This is a genomic window from Cedecea lapagei (assembly GCF_900635955.1).
Taxonomy (GTDB): domain Bacteria; phylum Pseudomonadota; class Gammaproteobacteria; order Enterobacterales; family Enterobacteriaceae; genus Cedecea; species Cedecea lapagei.
On sequence record NZ_LR134201.1, the window covers coordinates 1,800,293 to 1,824,550 of the forward strand.

Consider the following 24,258-nt stretch of genomic DNA (forward strand, 5'->3'; position numbering starts at 1 on the left):
AGATGAAAAATTGGAAAACAACAGCAGAACAGATCCTGAAAACCGGCCCGGTCGTTCCGGTTATCGTCGTTAACAAGCTGGAACATGCTGTACCGATGGCAAAAGCGCTGGTAGCCGGTGGCGTTCGCGTGCTGGAAGTCACGCTGCGTACCGCCTGCGCCGTCGATGCGATTCGCGCGATTGCCAAACAAGTGCCTGAGGCTATTATCGGCGCGGGTACCGTGCTGAACCCACAGCAACTGGCGGAAGTGACCGAGGCGGGGGCGCAGTTTGCCATCAGCCCGGGCCTGACCGAGCCATTGCTGAAAGCCGCCACCGAAGGCAGCATCCCGCTGATTCCGGGCATCAGCACCGTTTCAGAGCTCATGCTGGGTATGGACTATGGCCTGAAAGAGTTTAAATTCTTCCCGGCGGAAGCCAACGGCGGCACCAAAGCGCTGCAGGCCATTGCAGGCCCGTTCTCTCAGGTGCGTTTCTGCCCAACCGGCGGTATCTCTCCGGCCAACTACCGCGATTACCTGGCGCTCAAAAGCGTGCTGTGCATCGGCGGCTCCTGGCTGGTACCGGCGGATGCGCTCGAAGCGGGCGACTACGACCGCATCACCACGCTTGCCCGTGAAGCCCGTCGAAGGCGCTAAGCTGTAAGAAATAAAAAAGCCCCTTATTTAGCGGGGCTTAGTGATTAATCGCTCTCATTCGAGGGCGATTTTTTTTAACCTTCGATTTTGACCTGCGCGGCGGATGCCACTGCTCTGGCGATAGCTTCGTCGACGCTGTTGCCGGTTGCCAGCGCCACGCCCATACGACGTTTGCCCGCAATCTCCGGCTTGCCAAACAGGCGAACCTGTAAACCGCCGCCCAGCGCTGCGCCTACGTTGCTGAATGTGACGTTGTCGCTGTGCAACTCTGGCAGGATCACCGCCGAGGCTGCCGGACCGTACTGCCGAATATCCCCGATGGGAAGGCCGAGGAAGGCGCGTACGTGCAGAGCAAATTCAGAGAGATCCTGTGAGATCAGCGTGACCATGCCGGTATCGTGCGGGCGAGGGGAGACTTCACTGAAAATGACCTCGTCACCACAGACAAACAGCTCAACCCCAAACAGACCGTGGCCGCCCAGGGCGGTAACCACTCTCTCAGCAATCTCTTTCGATCTTGCCAGCGCGACGTCGCTCATCTGCTGGGGCTGCCAGGACTCGCGGTAGTCGCCATCTTCCTGGCGATGGCCGATGGGGGCGCAAAAGTGCACGCCGTCAACGGCGCTGATGGTCAGCAGGGTGATTTCGAAATCAAAATTAACCACGCCTTCCACTATAACCCTGCCTTTACCGGCGCGCCCGCCAAGCTGCGCGTATTCCCAGGCCTTCGCCAGCTGGTCGGCGGTGCGGATAAAGCTCTGGCCTTTGCCGGAGGAGCTCATCACCGGTTTGACAATGCAGGGCAACCCAATCTCCTGTACGGCCTGCTGGAAAGCCTCTTCGCTGTCGGCAAAGCGGTAAGCGGAGGTGGGTAACTGAAGTTCCTCTGCCGCCAGGCGGCGGATCCCTTCGCGGTTCATGGTCAGCTTAGTCGCGCGAGCGCAAGGGACTACCCGCTGCCCCTGCGCTTCCAGCTCCAGCAGGGCCTCGGTGGCAATGGCTTCAATTTCAGGAACGATAAAATCGGGCATTTCGGCGGCGACGAGCGCTTTTAACGCAGCGGCGTCCAGCATATTGATGACATGGCTGCGGTGCGCGACGTGCATCGCCGGTGCATTGGCGTAGCGGTCGACGGCGATAACTTCTACCCCGAGGCGCTGGCATTCAATGGCCACTTCTTTACCCAATTCACCGGAACCCAGCAGCATAACTCGCGTAGCTGCCGGGCGCAGAGCGGTTCCCAACGTTGACATGTGATTTAGCCTTAAACAAAGAAAAAGACCCGGGCAGTATAAACGAAAACGATTGCGTTGGCAGCGGCTTTACGGCTTGTGTGGTAGAATGAATGTCGATATACTGGATAAATAAACAGGTAAAGCGGAGCTGCAAAATGGCGGTCGAAATTAAATATGTTGTAGTGAGAGAGGGACAAGAAAAAATGGCCTTTGCCAGTAAAAAGGACGCTGATGCTTACGACAAAATGTTGGATCTGGCTGAAGTGCTGGGCGACTGGCTGCAGCAGAGCCCGCTTGCCCTTGATGAAGGGCAGAGCGATACCCTGGCAATGTGGATGGCGGAAAACAAAGATCTGCTGGCGGGCGTACTGAAAAACGGCAAGCTGCCGGAGCCAGAGACAAATCCGGCCGAGCCAGCAGCATCTGCCGAGGCTGAGCAGGCACCTGCGGCGGAAGATAACGTCAGCGAACACCCTGGGCGCAAGCGTACCAAAGCGGCGTAGTTCAGGCTGCGGGCGCCGGGCTGCCGGCGCTGTTCTTTTCCCATCTTTAGCGCCGTCCGACGTTTCTTGACATCCTGTGGCCTACTCTCGACGGATTAAGCCAAATAAGGGTCTCCGTCATGAATAACTGGTTACAGCAGCTTCAGTCGTTACTGGGGCAATCCACCTCCCCTCAATCCTCGCAGCCTGCAGCCGGTAACGGCCCTGAAGGGATCGGTAAACTTCTGGTGCCGGGCGCGCTGGGCGGGTTAGCCGGACTCCTGCTGGCAAGCAAGTCTTCACGCAAGCTGTTAACCAAATATGGCACCAGCGCCCTGCTGGTTGGCGGCGGGGCCGTCGCGGGCAGCGTGCTGTGGAACAAATATAAAGAGCGGGTTCGGCAGAGCCAGCCTGCTACTGAGGGTTATAGCGAGCCACACTCGTCAGTTGATGTCCGGACTGAACGGCTGATCACCGCCCTGGTCTTTGCCGCAAAGAGCGACGGTCATATTGATGCGAAGGAGCGTCAGTTCATCGATCAGCAACTGCGCGAAGTCGGTATCGATGGCGAAGGTAAAGCGCTGGTTCAGCGCGCCATCGACAGGCCTTTAGATCCGCAGCTTCTGGCTCAGAGCGTAAGAAATGAGGAAGAGGCGCTGGAGGTTTATTACCTGAGCTGCACCGCTATCGATATCGATCACTTTATGGAGCGCAGCTATCTGAGCGCGCTGGGCGATGCGCTAAACATTCCGCAGGATGTGCGGTCTGGCATCGAGCAGGATCTTCAGCAGCAAAAACAAGCGCTCCCGGTTTAATCCTCTCAGGTTTACGATTTGCCGGGTTATGCCCGGCATTTTCGTTTAATCCCTCACGTTCCGCTTGCAAGCCCGGCTGAATTTGCCACCCTTACGGGGTGTTAAACGGAAAATGATGAATGTGATGCCGCCAAAAGCCAAAAAAATTCCCCACGCTATGACGCTTCATGGCGATACCCGCATAGATAACTACTACTGGCTGCGTGATGACGATCGCGCCGATCCTGATGTTCTGGAGTACCTCCAACAGGAAAATGAGTATGGCAAAAAGATAATGGAGAGCCAGAGAGCCCTGCAGGATCAATTGCTAAAAGAGATGATCGCCCGGGTTCCGCCGCACGATGTCTCTGCGCCTTACGTGAAAAACGGTTTTCGCTACCGCCAGGTTTATGAGAAGGGAAACGAGTACGCGATTTATCAGCGGCAGTCTGTGGTCCGGGAAGAGTGGGAGAGCTGGGAAGTCCTGCTGGATGCCAACCAGCGTGCCGCCCACAGCGAGTTCTATACCATGGGCGGGCTTGCGATCGCGCCAGACAATACCGTTATGGCGCTGGCGGAAGATTACTTGTCCCGCCGCCAGTTTGGTCTTCGCCTGCGTAATTTAACAACCGGGAACTGGTATCCTGAACTGCTGGAAAACGTTTCCACCAGCTTTGTCTGGGCAAATGACTCCGTCACGCTCTACTACGTAAGAAAACATCCCAAAACCTTACTGCCTTATCAGGTCTGGCGGCATACGCTTGGCCACCCGATTGGCGATGACCAGCTGGTGTACGAGGAGAAAGATGAGACCTTCTACGTCAGCGTGCATAAAACGACCTCACAGCATTTTGTTATCATCCACCTGGCCAGCGCGACGACGAGCGAGGCTTTATTGCTGGATGCCGAACTTGCTGACGCCGAGCCCCGCCTCTTTTCCCCTCGCCGTAAAGATCATGAGTATACGGTCGATCACTACCAGCACGGTTTCTACATTCGCTCCAACAAAGACGGCAAAAACTTCGGCCTCTACCGCAGCGCCGTTCGGGATGAAAAGCAGTGGGAGACTCTGATCGCCCCACGGGAGCAGGTGATGCTGGAAGACTTCACCCTGTTCCGCAACTGGCTGGTGGTTGAAGAGCGGCAGCAGGGGCTAACCAGCCTGCGCCAGATTAATCGTCATACCCATGAGTCCACGGGCATTGCTTTTGACGATCCGGCCTATGTCACCTGGCTTGGCTACAATCCCGAGCCCGAAACCTCTCACCTGCGCTACGGTTACTCCTCAATGACCACGCCGGATACGCTTTTTGAGCTGGATATGGACAGCGGCGAGCGCAAGGTCATCAAGCAAACCCACGTTGCGGGTTTTGAGGCCAGCAACTACCGCAGCGAGCATCTGTGGGTTACGGCTCGGGATGGCGTTCAAGTCCCGGTGTCGCTGGTTTATCACCGCAAGCACTTTCGCCGTGGAAAAAGCCCGCTGCTGGTGTATGGCTATGGATCCTACGGCAGCAGCATGGATGCGGATTTCAGCAGCAGCCGTCTGAGCCTGCTGGACAGAGGTTTTGTCTATGCGATAGCCCACGTTCGCGGCGGCGGTGAGCTGGGGCAGCAATGGTACGAAGACGGTAAATACCTCAAAAAAATGAATACCTTTAACGACTATCTGGACGTGTGCGACGAGCTGCTTAAGCAGGGATACGGCGATCCGAAGCTGCTTTTTGCAATGGGGGGGGAGCGCAGGCGGCATGCTGATGGGCACGGCAATCAATATGCGCCCTGAGCTCTTCCATGGCGTGGTGGCTCAGGTGCCGTTTGTCGATGTTGTGACGACGATGCTGGATGAGTCTATTCCGCTGACAACCGGCGAGTTCGAAGAGTGGGGTAATCCCCAGGACGAAGAGTATTACCGCTATATGAAGCAGTACAGCCCCTACGACCAGGTTAGCGAGCAGGCCTATCCCCATCTGCTGGTCACGACCGGTCTGCATGATTCACAGGTGCAGTACTGGGAGCCTGCGAAGTGGGTCGCCAAATTGCGTGACTATAAGCGGGATGAAACGTTACTGCTGCTTTGTACCGATATGGACTCGGGGCACGGCGGCAAGTCAGGGCGCTTTAAAGCTTACGAAGGCGTGGCGCTGGAGTTTGCTTTCCTGATAGCCCTGGCGCAGGGAACGTTGCCAGGGCGGGCGCATTAATCAGCCGCCCTGGCGGCAAGATAATGCTTTAAGGTCATACGAAGATCCGGCGTGAGCTCCTTGATGTTGTTAAGCATCCAGCGCAGATAACCCGGATCGTCTTCGGCGATTTCCGCAATCGGCTTACCCCGGTATTTACCGAACATCATCGTGGTCACCAGGGCAGGGCGCCCGGTGATCGTGACCATCTCTTCCGGCGTCCAGCCGGACACGTCCATAATTCTCAGCAGCAGGGCCGCAGTGATGTAGCAGTCGAACAGGGCGCGGTGATGATGAAGCCCGGCAGGCGTGTCCACGTGGAGCTTCAGTGATTTATACAGCCCCATATTGCTGTATTTGATGCCCGGCCACAGGCGACGCGCCAGCTTCACCGTACAAATCCAGTCGCCCTGCATTTCCGGCAGCATACGGCTATCAAAGCTGGCGTTGTGCGCCACATAATAACGGCTACCGAGATAGCGAGGGATCACCTCTTCAATCCAGGGTTTGTTGGCGACCATCTCTTCGGTAATTTTATGGATGGCCATTGCCTGATGGCTAATCGGGCGGTCAGGGCGAACAAGATCGCTCATCGGGTTCACAATCTTGCCATCAAGAATATCGACAGACGCGACTTCCACCACGCCACCCTGTAATCCACAGGTTTCCGTATCAATAATGCGCAGCATCGCAGGCTCCGTTAACAGGCTTGAGGCTACTAGCGTAAAGGAATGACCTCGCCGTGCCAACCTCTCTCGTCCCGACGGTCAATCGCCAGCCGCTCGCCCTTATACTAAGTGAGTAAATTCTTAATCTTTTATTTTTGCTTAGGTTCGTACGGCAGACGCGAGAGATTCACCGACGCCAGCCGATGGGCTATTAGCCTTTCGCGAAACCAGTTACGGAGATGTTCCGGCTGTTCACGCTCCACCATCTCTGCGACGACGGGCATGTTATAGCGCTCTTTAAACGCCACCCCGGCAGCCGCAAGATCGACGTTAACTTTATCCATTTCTTCCTGGGGTAAATCGGCGAGATTGTAGCTCATCATATCCTCCTGCAATGCCAGCGCAGAAGTTACTGTTTTGCGCTGCGGATGACAAGCAACAATAGCTTTTCCCGTCTCGACTTGCTCCCGGACCGGGGTTATCCTTTGCGCCTTAAGGCATAATAAAAAGGAATAGTTAATATGGCGTTCATCTCCTCCCGCATCGCAACCGTCGCGGCATTTGTCGCTGCTATGGCCGTTTCTCCAGCCGTATTGGCCCATGCTCACCTGAAGCAGCAGTCCCCGGCAGCCGATTCCGCCGTGACGGCTTCTCCGCAGACGCTGACCCTGAGCTTCTCCGAAGGCGTGGAGCCTAACTTCAGCGGCGTAAGCGTCACCGGGCCGCAAAAATCCGCCGTGAAGACCGGTAAAGTCAAAGTCGCTGAGGCTGATAACAAACAGCTGATTGTGCCGGTAGAAGAGGCCTTAAAGCCGGGTGACTATTCCGTTGACTGGCATGTCGTGTCGGTAGACGGGCATAAAACTAAAGGTAACTACCACTTCTCAGTGAAGTAAACGCTGTGCTGTCGGCGTTTTACATCGCGCTGCGTTTTATCCACTTCACGGCATTGATGGTGCTGCTGGGCAGCGCCATCTGCTGTTCGTTACTTGCCCCGCAGCAGTTTAAGCCGGTGCTTGTGCGTCGCCTCAGAGCGCAGTGGCGGCCTGCCGTTTGGCTGTCGCTTCTCAGCGCCTGTCTGCTATTTATGGCTCAGGCCGGGCTAATGGGCGACGGCTGGCGCGATGTGATTTCTCCGGCCGTGTGGCAGGCCGTGCTCTCCACTCGCTTTGGCTCCGTCTGGATATGGCAGCTGTTGCTTGCCCTGGTGACGCTTGCCGTTGTGCTCATCGGGCCGCGAGCCATGCAGGGATTGCTGATGCTGTTTGCCGCCGCTCAGCTGATTGTTCTGGCCGGAGTCGGCCACGCCGCGATGCATGACGGTGCGATTGGCGCATTCCAGCGTATTAACCACGCCATTCACCTGTTGAGCGCAGCCTGGTGGGTTGGCGGCCTGCTGCCTTTGCTGGTCTGTATGCATATGGCGCACAAGCCGCGTTGGCGGGGGCCAGCAATTACCGCGATGATGCGCTTTTCGCGTTATGGCCACCTTGCCGTAGCTGCTGTGCTGGTGACCGGCGTTGTTAACGGCCTGCTCATTCTTGGCTGGTCGCTGCCGCTGGAAAGTGGTTATCTGCGTTTACTGGCGTTGAAGGTTGGGCTGGTGCTGGTAATGGTTACGCTGGCGCTTATCAATCGCTATATACTGGTGCCGCGTTTTGAGACGGCGCAGGCCGATGCGCGGCGACGCTTTATTCAGCTGACCTGGCTGGAAGTGATTTTATCGGTAGCGGTACTGCTGCTCGTCAGCATATTCGCCACCTGGGAGCCGTTCTGACGGCACTAATTGGTTATATGAGAGACTCATGAAAAAGAGCATTTTGACTTTACTGCTGCTGGCCTGCGCGGGCTCGGCGCTGGCTGCCCCGCAAATTATCACCGTCAGTCGGTTTGAGGTGGGTAAAGACAAATGGGCATTCAACCGTGAAGAGGTGATGCTGAGCTGCAGGGCGGGAAACGCGCTGTTTGCCATTAACCCGAGTACCCTGATGCAGTATCCGCTGAACGCCATCGCCGAGCAGCAGATTAAGAGCGGTCAAACGAGCGGGCAGCCCATCAGCGTGATTCAGGTCGACGATCCGCAGCATCCCGGCCAGAAAATGAGTCTCGAACCTTTCATTGAGCGTGCGCAAAAGCTGTGTAGCGAATAAAAATCACACATTTTTTGTCGTAAAAAAAACAGCAATAGCCTCAACGGGATATTGCTGTTTTTGCATAAACAGTCACCTGAAACGCGGCTTTTTTCTGACCACTTTTGTTGCGGACTGGAAAACCTGCGTCGGTAATCTATTCTTAAGAGGCAAGGCGACTTAGCCTGCATTAATGCCAACTTTTAGCGCACGGCTCTCTCCCAAGAGCCATTTCCCTGGACCGAATACAGGAATCGTATTCGGTCTTTTTTTATTCGGGATCCGGCGAGCCCGCCTGCGCGTGAAGCGTTTCCCATAACGCTTCGGCTCTGCCTGTGCACTAAAACCATACCACACCTTAATAGCTCGCCGTCCAGCGTTTTTTGAGTGAAGTTGTTAATTATTTGTTGCGCAAACGGCGGGGCGCGCAACGGCAACGCGGTAACAAGTGATTTAGGTCACAAATACTCGCATCACCATGGCGACAAGGCTACAATTCCGGCCTTACTGACCGCGTTCCCACAGAGACGCGGCATCCATGACTATAAGCCTGCATTTCTCTATGACAAATCAAACCGAGCTTGCCGCTCAACATGCTCAAGAAAATAGCCTGCGCGCTGTGATCCGCTCTCCAAGGCTGATCCAGCGAGAGGTGCTCGCCGGGGTTGTTACCGCCCTGGCGCTGATCCCCGAAGTGATCTCCTTTTCTTTAATTGCCGGCGTCGATCCCAAAGTCAGCCTGATAGCTTCCATTGTGCTCTGTTTCGCGATGTCAATCCTCGGCGGCCGTCCGGCGATGGTCACCGCCGCCGCAGGATCGGTAGCGTTAGTGATTGGGCCGATGGTCCACCAGTACGGCGTCGGCTATATCCTGCCTGCGGTGGTGCTGGCCGGGGGGATCCAGATCCTGTTCGGTGTCACCGGGCTTGCGCGCATGATGCGTTATATACCGCTTTCGGTGATGACCGGCTTCGTGAATGCGCTTGGTATCCTTATTTTCTTTGCCCAGGTCCCTCATGTCTGGGGGCAATCGCCGCTGGTTTGGGGGCTGTTTGCCGTAACGCTTGGTGTTGTGCTGCTGCTGCCGAAGGTGCTGAAATCAGTCCCTTCGCCGCTGGTGGCTATCGTGCTGGTGACCGGCCTGAGTATGGCAATGGGCTGGGTATTGCCCACGGTCGGCGACAGCGGGCCAATGAAGGCAGGGCTACCGGGATTAACCGAGCTTATGGTGCCGCTTAACCTCGAGACGTTACGCATTATCTGGCCCTGCGCGTTAAGTATCGCCTTCGTTGGTCTGATGGAATCTCTGCTGACCGCGAAGCTGGTGGATGACCTGACGGACACGCCGTCCAGCAAGCGCCGCGAATGCTGGGGACTCGGCGTTTCCAATATTTTCGCCGGTTTTTATGGCGGCATTGCGGGCTGCGCGATGATCGGGCAAACCATTGTTAACGTTGAGTTGGGAAGAGGGCGCACGCGGCTTTCGACCGTCGCCGCTGCGCTGGTGCTGCTGCTGCTGGTGACCGCCCTTAGCGAGGTGATGGCCAAAATCCCGATGGTGGTGCTGGCCGGGATCATGATGATTGTGGCGGCGAAAACATTGAACTGGCACAGCATCTCTCCCGCTACGCTGCGGCGTATGCCGCTTCCGGAAACGCTGGTGATGATTACCACCGTCGCCGTTACGGTTTATACCGACAACCTGGCGCTTGGCGTGCTGGGCGGCGTCATTTTTGCAATGATGCTGTTTGCTCGCCGTATTGCCCATGTCGTCCGCGCCGAGCGGCAGCTTGCAGAAGACGGTAGCGAAGTCATTTACCGGGTGCGTGGGCCGCTATTCTTTGCCAGCAGCAACGATCTGGTGGAGCATTTTCATTATGCCGACGATCCGCAGCGGGTGATTATCGACCTCACTCATGCGCAAATTTGGGATGCCTCCACCGTTGCCGTGCTCGACGCCGTTGAGACGCGTTATCAGCGCTACCGGGCGCACGTTGAGATTAGAGGTCTCGATACCCACAGCGCCGATTTTCATCAGCGCCTGAGCGGTAAGCTTTAACGCTTTGCCGGCGGCGTTCGCTGCCGGTTCTCCTTGCTTTGCCTCAGCACGAAATGCCGCTTTTTGCCGGTGCGATCGCAATTTTCTACTACTTTCCGCTGCCCTGTTTACGGTTTAAATGACAAGCTGGTGAAATAAACATTTTCGTAACATTTACGTTGCCAGCGAATACGGAATAACTTATTACTATTTAACCGCTTAGTAATATAAGCGGCCCTTCCTCCACTATAACGATAAATAACAGGACACTTTATGACGACAAACGATGCCGTCCGTGAGGACGCTGCGCGCGGTTTTTGGCCGACGGTAAAAACTTTTCCTGCAACGGTGATTGCGCTGCTTTTTTTTACCCTGGTGATTCGCTTTAGCTATTTTATGGCGTGGCCGTTTATGACGGTGATCATGACCCGTAATTATCATCTCTCGCCGATCTCCGTCGGGGTAGCAATGACCAGCAGCGCACTGTTGGCCGTGGCGCTGGGGATGTACGGCGGGCAGCTGTCGGACAAGTTAGGCCGTCGTGGCGTGCTTTCGCTTGGCTGTGCGCTGTCGTTTGTGGGCTATGCGCTGCTTGGACTGGCGACGGGAATGGCGTTATTTATCATTGGGCTAATGATTGTTGGCGTCTGTTTTGCGTGGGTAGAGCCTCCAACGCGTGCCCTGATGAGCGACTTGCTGGGCGACCGTCGCCGCCGCGCTCTGGCGCTGCAGATTCGCTACTATCTGGTGAACGTTGCGGCGGTTACCGGGCCACTTGTCGGCATTGCTTTTGGGCTGACGTCGCAAAAAGGAACCTTTGTAATAACCGCCATTAGTTATTTGCCGCTGCTGGTTTATACCTTACTGTTTATTCCTGCCGGAAAGCTGGTGGCAGATGTAAGTGAATATAAACCTGCAGCAAGATTGCACGAAGTTATGCTGATTATTGCCCGGGATAAACTTTTTGTCGCGGCGCTACTCTGCAGCATGCTGTGCGCCGTGGTTTTTGTTCACTATGAATCCGTGGTGCCGCTTTATTTACTGACCCTGGACGCGGACGCGGCGGTGAAGCTTATTACGCTGATTCTGGTGTCGAATGCCTGTACGGTATTAATAGCGCAGCTATTCCTGGTTCGTTTTTTGGCGCAGGTCAGCCTGCCTAACCGGATTTTACTGGGCGGCGCTATCTTTGCGATTTCACAGCTTCTGTTCTGGTCCGTGAGGACGCCGGATGCGTTGATTTGGGTGGGTGTGACGGTCATTTTCAGCATTGGCGAAGCGATCCTGATGCCAAATCTGAATATCCTGCTGGATCAGCTGGCGCCGGATGAGCATCGAGGGGCCTACCTCGGGGCCTCTACGCTGACCACCTTAGGTATCGCGTTGGGGCCGTTGATCGGCGGCGTTATGCTGACCCTGACCGGTGCGGGCGTGTTTTTGGCTACCATGCTGTTTAGCCTGCTGCTGTGCGCTATTATTTACGGCTGCAAATCCGGCCTTAAACAACGATTACAAGAGTAAAACTGAGCGGAGTCATGATGGTTACTGAAGCACCACGTCTTGAAACGGAACGCCTTATCCTGCGCCACTTCACGCTGGACGACTATGACGCGCTGGTTGCCTGTTGGTCAGACCCGGAGATGGTGAAGTTTATCGGCGGCGGGAAACCGCAGGACGGCGAGATGAGCTGGGGACGACTGATGCGCTATATTGGCCACTGGCAGGCGCTTGGCTACGGTTACTGGGCTTTGTTTGAGAAACAGAGCGGGCGATTTGTCGGATCGTTTGGCTTCCAGGAGGTTAAACGAAATCTTACGCCAGCGCTGGAATACCCGGAGGCGGGCTGGTCGCTCATTCCCGCCGTACACGGTAAAGGCTATGCGGCTGAGGCGCTTAGCGAGATTTTACGTTGGGCGGATAATCACTTCGAAGGGCCTGTTTGCTGCATTATCGATGACGACAACCAGCGCTCAATTGGGCTTGCGGAGCGATTCGGCTTTGCTTTCCGTCATTATGTTGAGTACCACGGCAAACCGGTAAGAATGCTGGTGCGCCCGCTAAACCGCTAGTGTGCCCTGGCGCCTGCTCAGAAGTCGCTGTACTGCTCGGCAGGCTGCCAGAACCCGTCGATAAACCCCTCAACCGGGTAGCATCCCCCGTGCCGCATACGCTGTTCGCTCATTGCGCTCAGGCACTGGCGCTCGGTGGTGAATACCTCCAGCACCAGATCGTCGCAGCCGCCGTCCAGGTAACAGACAAATAAAACCAAAGCAAACATGAGCGCCTCAGAACCGCTTCGTTTCGATTAAGTGTAGGGGAGCCTGAGGGAGTGGGGGAAATAAACCGCTAAAATAACCCGTCTCGTGGACGGGTTCATCTTGAGTTATGCAAGACGCATGACCCAGGCATCACGCTGCTGATCGTAATGTTGCAGGTAAAGGACGGAGTGTTCGCCATCAAGTACGGCAGGAATAGAGGTTTCACCATCCCAGGCATCAAGCTGCATGCACAGGTCAGGGTCAGACTTGCAGGGGATGCTTAACGTTCGATCCCCCTGGTGTTCACCGTGTAATTCGGCATCGTCGATCTCGAAGATGCCGATCCGGACGTTGGTTTTTGTCATCTTTGACTCCTTGTTAGCTGCGGCAGGTGGTATGACCAGTGGTCACCCCATTTTCAGCGTAGTCAAGGCAGCACAAATTGCCAACTTAAAAAGTGCTTATTTCATCAGCCAGCCTGAGGCGCAGCAAAAAGCTTGCCGTCGCGCACCAGCTCTCTTGGGTAGCTGTTCTTCAGGCGCGAGCCCACTTTGCGAGCGAGTCCAAGGGGCTGATCCTGAAAAGTGACAATAACCTCATCGCGTGACGGTGTCACTTCCGGGTAGATGTCACGCCCACGATACCACTCTTCGGCCTCAGCCTCGTTCAGCGGGAAGCACAGTGGGTTGTCACTTTTTACCAGGGCAACCACGGCTTCATGCTGCCAGCGAAAGCCTTTATTGTGCTGTTCGGCGAGCTTAAGGCCAATGCGGGAGAAGCGTACTTTACCGATAAGCGGTTCAATCCCGGTCGGGAACAGCCAGATCTCTTTATCGCGCAGCCACAGGCGTAGCTCATCGCCCCAGCACAGGCCCGATTTTTCCGCCGCGGCGGTCACTTCCGCTGCGGGTTTGCCTTTCATTGGCACGAAGGGGAATTTCCCCACTTTATAGCCGGGAGCTGGAAGTGGCTCAATGGAGGCAGTTTTACGTAAACGAGCGACAAAAAAGCCTTCGCAGTCGTAAATCTGCGGGAAGACGTGCAGGAAACCTTCCGGCGTTAGCGCGCGAGCCGCGTCCGGAAAAAGCTCACTGAGGGGAGCGACTTCCGCTGCGTCCGGCCAGGTATCCAGCAGCCACTGGCAAATTTCCTGGTTTTCCTGGCGATTAAGGGTGCAGGTTGAGTAAACCAGCGTGCCGCCCGGGCGCAGGGCGTGAAACGCGCTTGCGATCAGTTCGCGCTGGGTATTGGCTATTTCGGCCGTACTTTCTGGCGACCAGTTGCGCAGGGCGTCCGGATCTTTCCGCACCACGCCTTCGCCGGAACAGGGCGCATCAAGCAGAATGGCGTCGAAGGATTCCGGTAAGGCTGCACCAAACACGCGACCATCAAAATGGGTAAGCGCCACGTTGCTGATGCCGCAGCGGCTGATGTTGGCGTGAAGCACCTTTACGCGGCTGGCGGAATATTCGTTCGCCAGGATAGCGCCTTTATTGCCCATGCGGGCGGCAATCTGGGTGGTTTTCGAACCAGGTGCAGCGGCGACGTCCATGATGCGCTGCGGATCATTGCCGTCGGCAAACAGGGCGGCTACGGGGAGCATCGAGCTGGCTTCCTGAATATAGAACAGGCCGCTCAGGTGCTCGGCGGTGCTGCCAAGCGGCAGGGTTTCTTCATCATCTCGCTCAATCCAGAAACCTTCTTCGCACCAGGGAACTTGCGTCAGGCGCCAGTTGTAGGGGGCAACAAGTGCCAGAAAGTCGGCAACGGAGATCTTCAGCGTGTTAACGCGCAGGCTGCGGCGCAGCGGCAGCTGGCAATACTCGATAAAACTTTCCAGCGTCTGATCGGCGGGCAGCGCCTCGCGAATAGCCTCGAGAAAAGATTGCGGAAGATAAACGGCAGTAGATTGAGCCATGAAAAACGCCCCTGGAAAAATGAAGGGGCGCAGTTTAACACGGAATTGCCCGGGCGGCGCACCGCACCGGGCTTGAGGGTTAGCGCGGCAGGGCCGTTCCCCACTGGCGCCACTCTTTCGGCTCACTTTCCTGCAGCAGGAAATGTTTACCGGCTTCGGCCTTCGGCGAGAGCGGGATACCCGGTGGCGTCGCAAAGGCGATACCGCCGCGAATAAACTGGTTGAAGGTCCCGGTTTTCACCACGCCGCCGGTTAAGCCAAAGTCCAGGCTGTAGCCGGAAGCCAACCAGAATACAGAGCTGTCCCGCACCAGATGCTGGTAACGCTTGCTGATGCGCAGGCCAACCATCACGCGGTCTGAGAGATTGCCGAGCGTCATGCCGGTCACCGTCCCGACTTCAATTCCGCGGAACAGGACCGGGGTGCCGATGCTAAGCGAACCAGCTTCCGGCACTTCGAGCACGATGTTCAGGCCGTCGGAATAACGGGAGTCAGTGATTGACGCTTCCTGCAACTCAAAGTCACGACGCGGGTTGCCGTTGCCCGGCTCAACGTTGATATAAGGCTGTAAAATCGTATCGAGATGATCGACCCCTGCCGCGGAGATTTGCGGCGTCACCACGGAGAAGCGGGTGCCGCTGCGGGCGAAAGTGGAAACATATTCAGGGTAGAGAACGGCTTTCGCTTCGACTTCGTTGCGCGACTTTGTCAGGTTCAACGACTCAAGCTGACCGATATCAATCCCCAGATAGCGGATGGGCATACCAGCTGAAAGCTTCCCTGCGTCGAACGTATGCAGAGTGATCTGGCTACCTACGGCCCGCGCAGCGGTTTCAGAAGCATAAAGCACGCGCTTCTCGCCTTTCACCAGGCCGACGCTCGCGCCGCTCATATTGTCAAAGCTGATGGCGCCTTTCAGCGCCCGCGAAAGAGGAGAGGCCTGAACGGTGAGCCCGCTACCGTTTAGCTGTACGCGTGCGCCGCCCTCGGCCCAAAATACGGTGTTGGGCGTCAGCAGCTTGCGATATTCCGGCTTGATGTGAACATCAATATCAAAGTTATCGGCACGAGGACGAATGGTGATAATTTCCCCAACCTGGAATTTGCGGTAAAGCACCACCGAGCCCGTTTGAATATCCGGCAGGCTGGACGCCGTCAGCGTTAACGTTGTGGTCGGGATATCGCTGAGGCTGTTTTCGATGGCTTTTTCCATGTTGGCGTAAAGCGGATAGCTGCTTTTCATCTCGCCTTTACTGCCCGGAAGGACGCGGATGCCGCCGTTTACCCATTCGCTGGCGCTGGCGCCAAGGAGCTCGACGCCGTCCATGCCGAGCTTAACGTCAATGCGGCTGTTGACGACAAACTTGCTGTCGCCCTGCAGCAGATGGCGATACTGCGGCTCGATGGCGACGGAGAAGGTGACGCCTTTTGCCGAAAGGTTACGCTCTACCACCTGGCCGATTTCTATTCCGTGCAGGATGATGGGCTGCCCGGCATCAATGCCGTAGCTTTCCGGCGCGCTCAGGGAGAGCGTTAATACGTCAGGCTTCTGTAGCGGCGTTTTGTCGCTCGCCACCACGGTAAATTTATTCTGCGGTTCACCTTCTCCGGGGACAAGCTCAAAGGTGCTGCCGGTGAGCAGGGTACTGATGCTCGGATTATCGAGGGAGATTTTAGGGCTGCGAAGCTCAATGCGGGTACCGCTACGCATCAGGCTAACAACGCCAGGGTCAACGGTCATTTCGCCGGTGACGGCACCGCCAGGGTTGAGGTTGAGCTTAGTGAGCGAGCCCACTTCCAGCCCCTGGTACATCAGCTTTGTAGAGCCTGCTTTGAGGCCATCGCCGCCCGGAAGGTCGAGGTTAATAATTACGCCGCGCTGGCTGTGGGCCAGGTCTTCATACAGCCCAAATTCATCATCGGCTTTTGCCGGCTCTGAGTTATCGGGGGAGTCGAAGGCGATAGCGCCATTCACCAGGGCCGCCAGGCTTTCAAGCTGAACTTTTGCGCCGCTTAATCCCACATCGGCCTTCACGCCGGAGACGTTCCAGAAACGGCTGCCTTTTTTCACGAGGTTTGTGAAACGGCGATCGATAAGCACGTCGACGGTAACGCCCTGTTTGTTCTGATTTATCGAGTAGTCATAGACGCGGCCAACCGGAATTTTACGGAAGTAGACCAGCGAGCCGCTGTTCAGGGAGCCTAGATCAGGAGCGTGCAGGTGAATCATCAGCTCGCCGTTATCAAGCCGGTATTTGGGCTGGGTATCGAGCGCGGCGAAGTGGTCGCTTGGCTCACCTTTGCCCGGCATCATGCCGATGTAGTTCCCTCCGACCAGCGCATCAAGACCGGATACCCCTGCGAGCGAGGCCTTCGGCGTCACCAGCCAAAACTGCGTATCCTTACGCAACGCGTCCTTCATGTCGCTTTTGATGCTGACTTTAACTTCGATTTTACGCAGGTCATCGCTCAGACTGATGTTCTGCACGGTGCCGACTTCAACCCCCTGATAGCGCACGGGCGTGCGGCCGGCAACAATACCGTCGGCGGAGATAAAATCGATGGTCACGGTGTTACCGCGCTCCTGATAGGTCGTCCAGATCAGCCAGCCGGCGATCAGCAACGCAATAATAGGTAACAACCAGAAAGGAGAGATCCGGCGTTTCGTTTTAATTCGCGCTTCAGTCGGTGAAGCGGGCGTTTCCTGACTCATGTGCGTCCCAAAGTAGTCGGCTATCCAGCCATTCGACGGCAAGAATAGTTAATATAACCGCCGCACCAAAGAAGACTGCGGCGGGACCCATCGTAAAGGCTAACAGCTGGTCACGGTTAACCAGTGACATCATCAATGCAATGACAAACAGATCGAGCATAGACCAGCGGCCAATCCAGGTGACAAAGCGCAGCAGTAAAATACGGGTTTTGAGCCCCTGCTGGCATTTGAAATGAATGCTGATAAGAAGCGTAATCAATACAATAACTTTAGTAAACGGCACCAGGATACTGGCGATAAACACCACCGCGGCGACGGCGATATTGCTGTGCGCCAGAGAGATAATGCCCGACATAATAGTGTCTTCCTGCCGTGCGCCGTTGACGTAGATAACCGAAATAGGCAGCAGGTTTGCCGGCAGCAGAAAGACCAGGGAGGCAATCAGCGCGGCCCAGGATTTCTGTAAGCTGTGCTTTCGACGTGCGTAGAGCGGCACGTGGCAGCGAGGGCAGCGGCCTCGCTCGTCGGGCACGCCGGTGAAATGGCAGCCCAGGCAAACCCGCAGCTGTGCGTTAAAGGCGCGCGCCGGACGCTGTGGGTAGAAGCGTTCCCAGAGTTGCTCAATGTTCAGGTGGATCATCGTCAGCAGGCTCAGCACAACCAGCGCGATAAAGGCGATAAGGCCGGGGCCTGGCTGGATAAATGCGTACTCGCGAACCTTAATACAGGCCACGCCTATGCCGACCAGATAGATATCCAGCATCACCCACTCTTTGAGCTTATCCAGCATCAGCAGCACTGGCCGAAGGTTCATGCCGAGAATATTGCCGAAACAGAGGTAGGCGATAGCCGCGACAAGCGTAGCCGGCGCTCCGACGACGCAGAAGAGCACCGCGGCGGCGGTGAGCACGTCTCCCTGACTCGCCATCTGCCAGATCCCCTGCATAACGTTGGCGTCAATCCGGGAACCCAGCAGATAAATGCGCAGCAGCGGATCGGAGAAGGCGACCGGCATCAGGACCAGCATCGCCACCGCCATGGCTCCCAGGCGGGTTAAAGACCAGTCCCGGCCATGATGCACCCGTGCCTCGCAGCAGGGGCAGTAGGCACTTTGTGTTGATTTGACCGGCGGCAGTGAGAAAAGGGTATCGCATTGAGGACAACGCTGATAACGTGCCTGAGGCAATGCCTGACTAATGGCGTGTATTTTCATAGTGCGTCGTGAGCCGGGAGCGTTGTTATCTGAATTATTCATTTAGCCTATCGTAATTCATAAAATGATACACCTTGTGGCACAGCGCATTTAATGCTTATTTTAGTATGCTACGAAGTAAAGTAAGACAACATAACGGTTATTTAATGAGCAAAGAACAATTTTACGCGGATCTCAACCGCGATTTTAGTGCGTTAATGGCAGGTGAAACCAGCTTCCTCGCAACCCTTGCGAATACCAGCGCTTTGCTGTTTGAACGCCTGGACGGTGTGAACTGGGCAGGATTCTATCTGCTTGAGGCGCAAACGCTAGTGCTGGGTCCCTTCCAGGGCAAAATTGCCTGCGTGCGGATCCCGGTAGGCAAGGGCGTATGCGGTACGGCCGTGGCCACAGGAACAATTCAACGAGTCGAAGACGTGCACGCCTTTGACGGTCACATCGCCTGCGATGCCGCCAGCAATTCTGAAATTGTCCTGCCGTTGACGGTAGATGGCCAGACAATCGGCGTACTGGACATCGACAGCACCGAGTACGGCCGTTTTTCAGAAGAAGACGAAATCGGCTTAAAAACTCTGGTTTCAGGGCTAACAGATGTGCTAATCGGCACTGATTTTAAAAAATTCTTCCCTCGATAGCATGATAAGCAACGGATAACGTGGCATTTAGCGATGGCGTCATTATAATGTCGCCTGTTCATGCCTGCGACTTATTGGCAATTCCGTTGTAATCAGGAAATTTCATGGAAAATCAACCTAAGTTGAATAGCAGTAAAGAAGTCATCGCATTTTTGGCCGAGCGTTTTCCACGCTGTTTTAGCGCTGAAGGTGAAGCTCGTCCGTTGAAGATTGGCATCTTCCAGGATTTGGTCTCCCGTGTTGAAGGCGAAATGAGCCTCAGCAAAACTCAGCTTCGTTCGGCATTACGCCTCTACACTTCAAGCTGGCGCTACCTGTACGGCATCAAAGCTGGCGCGACTCGCGTTGATCTTGATGGCAACCCGTGCGGCGAGCTGGACGAACAGCATGTAGAACATGCTCGCCAGCAGCTTGAGGAAGCGAAAGCCCGCGTTCAGGCCCAGCGCGCTGAGCAGCAGGCGAAGAAACGCGAAGCGGCCGCAGCTGCAGGCGTAACGGAAGAGGCTCCGCGTCGCGAACGTAAACCTCGCCCGGCCGGCGCCCCCCGTCGTAAAGAAGCCTCTGAGCGCAAACCTCGCGCGGAGAAACCGGCACCGAAGGCACCTCGCGAAGAGCGCCGTACTCCGGTCACGGATATTGCTGCTCTGCAGGTTGGACAGGCCATTAAAGTCAAAGCCGGTAACAACGCAATGGATGCTACCGTACTGGAAATTACCAAAGATGGCGTCCGTGTACAGCTGACTTCTGGTATGGCAATGATCGTACGCGCAGAACACTTGCAGTTCTGAAACGGAGGCCTGACTCAGGCATGAACAAACTCTTTAAGCTTACGGCTATCGCCAGCCTGCTGTTCGCGGCAGGCAGTGCCCTGGCCCTGGACAACATCACTCGTGCTGACCAGATCCCGCAGTTGAAGGAAGAGGCTCAGCACGCGACGGTAAGTGAGCGAGTCACCTCTCGCTTTACCCGCTCACACTATCGCCAGTTCGATCTGGACGCTAACTTCTCGGCAAAAATCTTCGACCGTTACCTGAATCTGCTGGACTACAGCCATAACGTGCTGCTGGCCAGCGACGTTGCGCAGTTTGCCGCGAAGAAAGGGCAGATTGGCGATGAGCTGCGTAGCGGTAAGCTCGACGTCTTTTATGATTTATACAACCTGGGTCAGAAGCGCCGCTTTGAACGCTATCAGTACGCGCTGAAGGTGCTGGCGAAGCCTATGGACTTCACCGGCAACGACACCATCAATCTGGATCGCAGCAAATCGCCGTGGCCGACCAGCGTCGAAGAGTTGGACAAACTCTGGGATGCAAAAGTTAAGTACGACGAGCTGAGCCTGAAGCTTGCCGGTAAAACCGAGCAGGAAATCCGGGAAACGCTGACCAAACGCTATCAGTTCGCCATCCGCCGCCTGGCGCAAAGCAACAGCGAAGATGTCTTCTCGCTGGCGATGACCGCCTTTGCTCATGAGATAGATCCCCATACCAACTATCTCTCTCCGCGCAGCACCGAGCAGTTCAACACCGAAATGAGTCTCTCTCTGGAGGGGATTGGTGCGGTTCTGCAGATGGACGATGACTATACGCTGATCAATTCGATGGTCGCGGGTGGCCCTGCAGCTAAAAGCAAGGCTATTACCGTGGGCGATCGTATTGTCGGTGTCGGCCAGACGGGCAAACCGATGGTTGACGTCATCGGCTGGCGTCTGGACGACGTGGTGGCGCTGATTAAAGGGCCTAAGGGCAGCAAAGTTCGCCTTGAGATCCTGCCTGCGGGCAAAGGCACCAAAACCCGTACCGTGACCCTGACCCGCGAGCGTATCCGTCTTGAAGATCGTGCGGTCAAAATGTCCGTGAAGACGGTCGGTAAAGATAAAGTTGGCGTGCTGGATATTCCAGGCTTCTATGTTGGCCTCACCGATGATGTGAAGGTTCAGCTGCAGAAGCTGGAAAAACAGAACGTGAAGAGCGTCATTATCGATCTGCGCTCTAACGGCGGCGGTGCGCTGACCGAGGCTGTCTCTCTGTCCGGCCTGTTCATCCCGAGTGGTCCGGTGGTTCAGGTGCGCGACAACAACGGTAAAGTCCGTGAAGATAGCGACACCGACGGCGTGGTCTACTACAAAGGGCCGCTGGTGGTGCTGGTTGACCGCTTTAGCGCCTCGGCCTCTGAAATCTTTGCAGCAGCGATGCAGGATTACGGTCGTGCGCTGATTGTCGGCGAGCCGACCTTCGGTAAGGGCACCGTGCAGCAGTATCGCTCTTTGAACCGCATCTACGATCAGATGCTGCGCCCTGAGTGGCCGGCGCTGGGTTCCGTTCAGTACACCATCCAGAAGTTCTACCGCATCAACGGCGGCAGTACACAGCGTAAGGGTGTGACGCCGGACATCATGATGCCTACCGGTACCGAGCAAACGGAAACCGGCGAGAAGTTCGAAGATAATGCTCTTCCGTGGGACAGCATTAATGCTGCGACCTACGTGAAGACCGGTGATTTGACGCCGTTTGAGCCTGAGTTGCTGAAGCTGCATCAGGATCGCATCGCAAAAGATCCGGAATTCCAGTACATCATGAAGGACATTGCACGTTTCAATGCCCTGAAAGAAAAACGTAACATCGTTTCCCTCAATTACGCTCAGCGCGAAAAAGAGAACCAGGAAGACGACGCTACGCGCCTGGCCCGCATTAACGATCGCTTCAAGCGTGAAGGCAAAGCGCCGATTAAGAAACTCGACGACTTGCCGAAGGACTACCAGGAAGCCGATCCTTACCTCGATGAAACGGTTCACATTGCCGTCGATCTGGCGGGAATGGAGCATGACAGGCCGGCCGAACAGCCGGCACCGGCGAAGTAATCCCCTGATGGGCACCCTACGCGGTGCCCATTTTTTTACCTCTCTCCCTCGATGTAAGACAAATGCATACAAAATGTAAAGTTATGTATTATTAATCACTTGGCGGCGCCAGATGCTTGAAAATGTGCGGCGCGCCCCTACGATGTTGTGGAGCGCAAAGAGCGTGTTTTTAACCGAGGTAAAAAGAAAATTATGATGCGTATCGGGCTTTTCCTGCTGACCAACCTTGCGGTAATGGTCGTTTTCGGGCTGGTGCTAAGCCTGACGGGGATCCAGTCAAGCAGCGTTCAGGGTCTGATGATCATGGCGGTGCTGTTTGGCTTCGGCGGCTCATTTATTTCCCTGCTGATGTCAAAGTGGATGGCGTTGCGTTCAGTAGGCGGTGAGGTGATTGAGCAGCCTCGTAACGAAACGGAGCGCTGGTTAGTTGATACCGTGCGCCAGCAGTCGCAGCAGGCGGGCATCGCTATGCCGCAGGTTGCGATTTATCATGCGCCAGACATCAACGCTTTTGCTACCGGGGCGCGCCGCAATGCCTCTCTGGTGGCGGTGAGCACGGGTCTGCTGCAGAACATGAGTCGTGACGAAGCCGAAGCGGTTATCGCCCACGAAATTAGCCACATCGCCAACGGCGACATGGTGACCATGACCCTGATTCAGGGGGTGGTGAACACCTTTGTTATCTTTATTTCCCGTATCATCGCGCAGGTGGCTTCCGGTTTCCTCTCCGGGAACCGTGATGACAACGAGAGCAGCAACGGTAACCCGCTGATCTATTTTGCGGTGGCAACGGTACTTGAGCTGGTGTTTGGTATTCTGGCGAGCATCATCACCATGTGGTTCTCTCGTCATCGTGAATTCCACGCTGACGCCGGCTCCGCGAAACTGGTGGGGCGTGAGAAGATGATAGCCGCCCTGCAGCGCCTGAAAACCAGCTATGAGCCGCAGGAAGCGAGCAGCATGATGGCGTTTTGCATCAACGGTAAGGCAAAGTCCATGAGCGAGCTGTTCATGACGCACCCGCCGCTGGACAAACGTATTGAAGCGCTACGCAGCGGTGAATACCTGACGTAGCAGAGAGGCTGAAGTCAAAAAGCGTGCCCTGGCGGCACGCTTTTTTTATGCCTGAGCCCGAGGCTGGGACATTCTCAGGCCGCTGACAACGGCGGCTACGGTTGCGAATATCCCGGCCAGTATCAGAGAAGCGTGAGTTCCGCTGGCGCCAAACAGGTTAAACATCAGCGCCACCAGCGCGGCTCCGCAGCTCTGGCCGAGCAGTCGGGCCGTTCCCAGCATGCCGCTGGCGCCGCCGCTACGGTGGCGTGGCGCGGAGGAGATAATCGTGTGGTTATTAGGGGACTGGAAGAGGCCAAAGCCTGCGCCGCAGAGCACCATACGCCAGATGATATTGATATCGGACGGGTCGTGCGGCAGCATCGCCAGCGCAAACAGGCCGCACGCCATCACCACAAGTCCGACAGCGCCCATCAGGCCGGCGTGAACTCGCTCAATAAGATAACCCGCCAGCGGGGCCATCACCATGGTTGCCAGCGGCCAGGGGGTTAACAGCAGCCCCGTTTCAACTTCACTTCGTCCCAGCATGGTTTGCAAGAAAAAGGGCAGAGAGACCAGCGCCAGCATCTGAGCGCCAAAAGAACATATTGAGGTACCGATAGACAGCGAAAAAATCGGGATCCTCAGCAGGTCAACCGGCAGCAGCGGGAACGGAAGGCGAAGCTGGCGGCGAATAAAGAAATAGCCAATCACCACCAGGGCGACCAGTTCGCCAATAACCACCGGGCCCGGCTGGCCCTGTGAAAAACCACCGATTGCCGAAATCAGCAGGCCGAAGGTGAGGGCGTTCATTATTGCGCTCGGCACGTCAAAGCGCTGGCCCTGCGATTTCTGCTGATTAGGCGGTAAATAGCGCAGCGCTAAAACCAGAGAAACAATGCCGATCGGCACGTTGATTAAAAACAGCCACTGCCAGGAAGCGACGGAGAGGATTGCGGCGGCTACGGTAGGGCCGGCAGCCGACGAAACGGCAACGATAAACGAATTGACGCCCATCCCCCGGCCAAGAAAGCGCTGCGGATAAATAAGGCGAATCAGGGCCGTATTGACGCTCATCAACGCCGCGCCGCCGAACCCTTGCAGCACTCGGGCAAATGTCAGCATCGGCAGAGATGTTGAGGTGGCGCAAAACAGCGACGTCAGGCAGAACAGCACCAGCCCGCACTGATAGATGCGGCGGTAGCCGAAAATATCGCCGAGAAAAGAGAGCGACAGCAGCGAAACGATAATGGCTATTTGATAAGCGTTCACCACCCAGATCGATTCTGCCGGGCTGGCATTTAAATCATGGGCAATGGTGGGCAGGGCGACGTTAGCGATAGCGCCGTCCAGAACGGCCATCATAATCCCGAGCGCGATGGTGAGAATGGCACCATAGCGCTGGGGCGCAGGCAGGCCGTCGGAGACGAATTTATCCATACTT

The 24,258-nt window shown here is 56.0% G+C and carries 21 protein-coding genes and 2 pseudogenes; 14 read left to right on the plus strand and 9 right to left on the minus strand.

Annotated elements, in window-relative coordinates:
- Positions 1–2 precede the first annotated feature (2 nt).
- Positions 3–645: pseudogene (gene kdgA, locus EL098_RS08760) on the plus strand (bifunctional 4-hydroxy-2-oxoglutarate aldolase/2-dehydro-3-deoxy-phosphogluconate aldolase).
- Positions 646–712: 67 nt separating this feature from the next.
- Here the strand turns inward: kdgA and purT are convergent.
- Positions 713–1,891, minus strand: a complete 1,179-nt coding sequence (purT, locus tag EL098_RS08765) for a formate-dependent phosphoribosylglycinamide formyltransferase (protein WP_126355874.1) — start codon at positions 1,889–1,891, stop codon at positions 713–715.
- Between the two features lie 137 nt (positions 1,892–2,028).
- Here purT and EL098_RS08770 point away from each other — a divergent pair, with 137 nt between their 5' ends.
- From EL098_RS08770 to ptrB, 3 genes and pseudogenes are all read left to right on the plus strand, one after another.
- Positions 2,029–2,376, plus strand: coding sequence for a YebG family protein (locus EL098_RS08770; RefSeq protein WP_126355875.1), 348 nt, complete (start codon positions 2,029–2,031; stop codon positions 2,374–2,376).
- A 119-nt stretch (positions 2,377–2,495) separates the two neighbouring features.
- A complete protein-coding gene (locus tag EL098_RS08775; protein WP_126355876.1) occupies positions 2,496–3,170 on the plus strand; it encodes a tellurite resistance TerB family protein in 675 nt (224 codons plus the stop codon).
- Between the two features lie 124 nt (positions 3,171–3,294).
- A pseudogene (ptrB, locus tag EL098_RS08780) lies at positions 3,295–5,353 on the plus strand (oligopeptidase B).
- Here the strand turns inward: ptrB and exoX are convergent.
- Entirely contained in the window at positions 5,350–6,021 is a 672-nt protein-coding gene (exoX, locus tag EL098_RS08785) for an exodeoxyribonuclease X (RefSeq protein ID WP_126355877.1), read from the minus strand. The pseudogene ptrB and the gene exoX overlap by 4 nt on opposite strands.
- A 128-nt stretch (positions 6,022–6,149) precedes the next feature.
- Positions 6,150–6,380 (minus strand): DNA polymerase III subunit theta, encoded by a 231-nt coding sequence (locus EL098_RS08790; RefSeq protein WP_126355878.1) that lies wholly within the window; start codon positions 6,378–6,380, stop codon positions 6,150–6,152.
- 141 nt (positions 6,381–6,521) lie between these two features.
- On the opposite strand from EL098_RS08790, the gene yobA reads away from it, so the two are divergent.
- From yobA to EL098_RS08820, 6 genes are all read left to right on the plus strand, one after another.
- A complete protein-coding gene (gene yobA / locus EL098_RS08795) occupies positions 6,522–6,896 on the plus strand; it encodes a CopC domain-containing protein YobA (protein WP_126355879.1) in 375 nt (124 codons plus the stop codon).
- Positions 6,897–6,901: 5 nt separating this feature from the next.
- On the plus strand, positions 6,902–7,777 hold the full coding sequence (gene copD / locus EL098_RS08800) for a copper homeostasis membrane protein CopD (protein ID WP_126355880.1): 876 nt from the start codon (positions 6,902–6,904) through the stop codon (positions 7,775–7,777).
- A gap of 28 nt (positions 7,778–7,805) precedes the next feature.
- On the plus strand, positions 7,806–8,150 hold the full coding sequence (locus EL098_RS08805; protein WP_126355881.1) for a YebY family protein: 345 nt from the start codon (positions 7,806–7,808) through the stop codon (positions 8,148–8,150).
- 541 nt (positions 8,151–8,691) lie between these two features.
- The gene (locus EL098_RS08810) at positions 8,692–10,188 is read left to right on the plus strand and encodes a SulP family inorganic anion transporter (RefSeq protein WP_126355882.1); all 1,497 of its coding nucleotides are present in this window, start codon (positions 8,692–8,694) and stop codon (positions 10,186–10,188) included.
- 252 nt (positions 10,189–10,440) lie between these two features.
- Complete coding sequence (locus EL098_RS08815) at positions 10,441–11,688, plus strand: MFS transporter (RefSeq protein WP_126355883.1); 1,248 nt, start codon at positions 10,441–10,443, stop codon at positions 11,686–11,688.
- 14 nt (positions 11,689–11,702) lie between these two features.
- Positions 11,703–12,236, plus strand: a complete 534-nt coding sequence (locus EL098_RS08820) for a GNAT family N-acetyltransferase (RefSeq protein ID WP_197718547.1) — start codon at positions 11,703–11,705, stop codon at positions 12,234–12,236.
- A gap of 17 nt (positions 12,237–12,253) precedes the next feature.
- Here EL098_RS08820 and EL098_RS08825 read toward each other — a convergent pair whose 3' ends face one another.
- From EL098_RS08825 to yebS, 5 genes are all read right to left on the minus strand, one after another.
- The gene (locus EL098_RS08825; RefSeq protein ID WP_126355884.1) at positions 12,254–12,445 is read right to left on the minus strand and encodes a YdfD/YebW family protein; all 192 of its coding nucleotides are present in this window, start codon (positions 12,443–12,445) and stop codon (positions 12,254–12,256) included.
- A 105-nt stretch (positions 12,446–12,550) separates the two neighbouring features.
- A complete protein-coding gene (locus EL098_RS08830; RefSeq protein WP_126355885.1) occupies positions 12,551–12,790 on the minus strand; it encodes a YebV family protein in 240 nt (79 codons plus the stop codon).
- Between the two features lie 104 nt (positions 12,791–12,894).
- Positions 12,895–14,343, minus strand: coding sequence for a 16S rRNA (cytosine(1407)-C(5))-methyltransferase RsmF (gene rsmF, locus EL098_RS08835; RefSeq protein ID WP_126355886.1), 1,449 nt, complete (start codon positions 14,341–14,343; stop codon positions 12,895–12,897).
- A gap of 79 nt (positions 14,344–14,422) precedes the next feature.
- A complete protein-coding gene (locus tag EL098_RS08840; RefSeq protein ID WP_126355887.1) occupies positions 14,423–17,056 on the minus strand; it encodes a PqiB family protein in 2,634 nt (877 codons plus the stop codon).
- Positions 17,025–18,269, minus strand: a complete 1,245-nt coding sequence (gene yebS, locus EL098_RS08845; RefSeq protein ID WP_197718548.1) for a membrane integrity lipid transport subunit YebS — start codon at positions 18,267–18,269, stop codon at positions 17,025–17,027. Before yebS ends, EL098_RS08840 begins: the two co-directional genes overlap by 32 nt.
- A 146-nt stretch (positions 18,270–18,415) precedes the next feature.
- On the opposite strand from yebS, the gene EL098_RS08850 reads away from it, so the two are divergent.
- From EL098_RS08850 to htpX, 4 genes are all read left to right on the plus strand, one after another.
- The gene (locus EL098_RS08850; protein WP_164716803.1) at positions 18,416–18,904 is read left to right on the plus strand and encodes a GAF domain-containing protein; all 489 of its coding nucleotides are present in this window, start codon (positions 18,416–18,418) and stop codon (positions 18,902–18,904) included.
- A gap of 104 nt (positions 18,905–19,008) precedes the next feature.
- Positions 19,009–19,692: an RNA chaperone ProQ gene (gene proQ / locus EL098_RS08855; RefSeq protein WP_126355889.1), complete on the plus strand. Its 684-nt coding sequence runs from the start codon at positions 19,009–19,011 to the stop codon at positions 19,690–19,692.
- Positions 19,693–19,712: 20 nt separating this feature from the next.
- Positions 19,713–21,761: a carboxy terminal-processing peptidase gene (prc, locus tag EL098_RS08860; RefSeq protein WP_126355890.1), complete on the plus strand. Its 2,049-nt coding sequence runs from the start codon at positions 19,713–19,715 to the stop codon at positions 21,759–21,761.
- A 192-nt stretch (positions 21,762–21,953) separates the two neighbouring features.
- The gene (htpX, locus tag EL098_RS08865; protein WP_126355891.1) at positions 21,954–22,835 is read left to right on the plus strand and encodes a protease HtpX; all 882 of its coding nucleotides are present in this window, start codon (positions 21,954–21,956) and stop codon (positions 22,833–22,835) included.
- A 45-nt stretch (positions 22,836–22,880) separates the two neighbouring features.
- On the opposite strand, the gene EL098_RS08870 is transcribed toward htpX, so the two are convergent.
- Complete coding sequence (locus EL098_RS08870) at positions 22,881–24,254, minus strand: MFS transporter (RefSeq protein ID WP_126355892.1); 1,374 nt, start codon at positions 24,252–24,254, stop codon at positions 22,881–22,883.
- Positions 24,255–24,258: the final 4 nt, after the last annotated feature.

What these genes read in the sequence shown, in the direction of transcription:
- purT (WP_126355874.1), bottom strand. Translation starts at nt 1,891, where the DNA reads ATGTCAACGTTGGGAACCGCTCTGCGCCCGGCAGCTACGCGAGTTATG.
- EL098_RS08770 (WP_126355875.1), top strand. Translation starts at nt 2,029, where the DNA reads ATGGCGGTCGAAATTAAATATGTTGTAGTGAGAGAGGGACAAGAAAAA.
- EL098_RS08775 (WP_126355876.1), top strand. Translation starts at nt 2,496, where the DNA reads ATGAATAACTGGTTACAGCAGCTTCAGTCGTTACTGGGGCAATCCACC.
- exoX (WP_126355877.1), bottom strand. Translation starts at nt 6,021, where the DNA reads ATGCTGCGCATTATTGATACGGAAACCTGTGGATTACAGGGTGGCGTG.
- EL098_RS08790 (WP_126355878.1), bottom strand. Translation starts at nt 6,380, where the DNA reads ATGAGCTACAATCTCGCCGATTTACCCCAGGAAGAAATGGATAAAGTT.
- yobA (WP_126355879.1), top strand. Translation starts at nt 6,522, where the DNA reads ATGGCGTTCATCTCCTCCCGCATCGCAACCGTCGCGGCATTTGTCGCT.
- EL098_RS08805 (WP_126355881.1), top strand. Translation starts at nt 7,806, where the DNA reads ATGAAAAAGAGCATTTTGACTTTACTGCTGCTGGCCTGCGCGGGCTCG.
- EL098_RS08810 (WP_126355882.1), top strand. Translation starts at nt 8,692, where the DNA reads ATGACAAATCAAACCGAGCTTGCCGCTCAACATGCTCAAGAAAATAGC.
- EL098_RS08815 (WP_126355883.1), top strand. Translation starts at nt 10,441, where the DNA reads ATGACGACAAACGATGCCGTCCGTGAGGACGCTGCGCGCGGTTTTTGG.
- EL098_RS08820 (WP_197718547.1), top strand. Translation starts at nt 11,703, where the DNA reads ATGATGGTTACTGAAGCACCACGTCTTGAAACGGAACGCCTTATCCTG.
- EL098_RS08825 (WP_126355884.1), bottom strand. Translation starts at nt 12,445, where the DNA reads ATGTTTGCTTTGGTTTTATTTGTCTGTTACCTGGACGGCGGCTGCGAC.
- EL098_RS08830 (WP_126355885.1), bottom strand. Translation starts at nt 12,790, where the DNA reads ATGACAAAAACCAACGTCCGGATCGGCATCTTCGAGATCGACGATGCC.
- rsmF (WP_126355886.1), bottom strand. Translation starts at nt 14,343, where the DNA reads ATGGCTCAATCTACTGCCGTTTATCTTCCGCAATCTTTTCTCGAGGCT.
- EL098_RS08840 (WP_126355887.1), bottom strand. Translation starts at nt 17,056, where the DNA reads ATGAGTCAGGAAACGCCCGCTTCACCGACTGAAGCGCGAATTAAAACG.
- yebS (WP_197718548.1), bottom strand. Translation starts at nt 18,269, where the DNA reads ATGAAAATACACGCCATTAGTCAGGCATTGCCTCAGGCACGTTATCAG.
- EL098_RS08850 (WP_164716803.1), top strand. Translation starts at nt 18,416, where the DNA reads ATGAGCAAAGAACAATTTTACGCGGATCTCAACCGCGATTTTAGTGCG.
- proQ (WP_126355889.1), top strand. Translation starts at nt 19,009, where the DNA reads ATGGAAAATCAACCTAAGTTGAATAGCAGTAAAGAAGTCATCGCATTT.
- prc (WP_126355890.1), top strand. Translation starts at nt 19,713, where the DNA reads ATGAACAAACTCTTTAAGCTTACGGCTATCGCCAGCCTGCTGTTCGCG.
- htpX (WP_126355891.1), top strand. Translation starts at nt 21,954, where the DNA reads ATGATGCGTATCGGGCTTTTCCTGCTGACCAACCTTGCGGTAATGGTC.
- EL098_RS08870 (WP_126355892.1), bottom strand. Translation starts at nt 24,254, where the DNA reads ATGGATAAATTCGTCTCCGACGGCCTGCCTGCGCCCCAGCGCTATGGT.